Raw genomic sequence first — 1,268 nt, 5'->3', positions numbered from 1 at the left:
GGTACTGGATTCTCGTAATTTTGCGACTCACGGTCTGCAAAAGGGTCGACATTGGTAGTGGTCGTCGTATTTTCTGACATCGGTATCTTTTTTGTCATAGGCGGGCCTGCTTAAGCAAGGAAGGGATATATCTCTAGTATATCCGATGCAACAGGTAAGCTACAGATATGCTTTAGAAAACCGACAAATTAGCTGATATTGATACAAACCTTCATGATGTGAAATATCTGTTCGCATTTGTGTCGAACCATCATATTTTTACGCAAACGATAAAACAAACGTTTGCGGCATTTACTGGCTTCAGCGATTGCTGGGCTCTCACTGCTCTCATTTGCAAGCAACGCCATGGAAAAAGCCGATCTGATGATCACGGACGCCATGGTACTGACCATGAACCAAGACAAAACCGTGTATGAAAGCGGCACTGTCGTGGTTAAAGACAATAAGATCATTGCCGTTGGTGATGCATCATTGGAAAAGCAGTACAAGGCAGAGCAAGTGTTGGATGTCGATGGCGATATCGTGATGCCGGGTCTTATCAATACCCATACTCACGTATCAATGACGGTGTTCCGTTCGTTGGCGGATGATGTGCCTGACCGCCTGCACCGCTACATCTTCCCATTAGAGAAGAAGCTCGTTTCGCGAGATATGGTTCGTATTGGCGCGAACTTGGGTAACGTTGAAATGGTGAAAGGTGGCGTAACCACATACGCTGACATGTACTACTTCGAGGATGAAGTGGCAAAAACCGTTGATAAGATCGGCATGCGTGCCATCCTGGGTGAGACGGTGATTAAATTCCCAGTAGCGGATGCCGCAAACGCAGAAGAAGGCATCAAATACGCACTCAACTTTATTGAAGAGTACAAAGACCACCCGCGTATCACCCCAGCCTTCGCACCACATGCTCCTTACACCAACACCACAGAGATCCTACAAAAAGTAGCGAAGCTATCGTTGGAGCTGGATGTACCAGTGATGATTCACCTTGCAGAGTCTCACCGTGAAGAAGAGAAGATTGCTGAGCGCTCTGATGGTTTGTCGCCAGTTCAGTACATGCACAGCATTGGCGCACTCAACAAGAACCTCGTTGGCGCACACATGATCTTGGTTGATGATGAAGACATCAAACTGGTAAAAGAAGCTGAGATGGGTGTAGCGCATAACATGAGCGCGAACATCAAATCAGCGAAAGGCGTGTCTCCCGCTCTGAAGATGTACGATGAAGAAGTGCGTATTGGTTTGGGCACGGATGGGCCAATGTC

General features: G+C 47.2%; 1 protein-coding gene. It reads left to right on the top strand.

Features of this window, described 5'->3' with window-relative positions; genetic code table 11:
* Positions 1–282: 282 nt before the first annotated feature.
* A partial coding sequence (locus KIV40_RS30000; RefSeq protein WP_285352920.1) for an amidohydrolase occupies positions 283–1,268 on the top strand: 986 nt, incomplete at its 3' end.

This window comes from Vibrio sp. D173a (assembly GCF_030248475.1).
The sequence above is the reverse complement of the archived record's forward strand: the minus strand, read 5'-3'. Positions and strand labels throughout refer to the sequence as shown.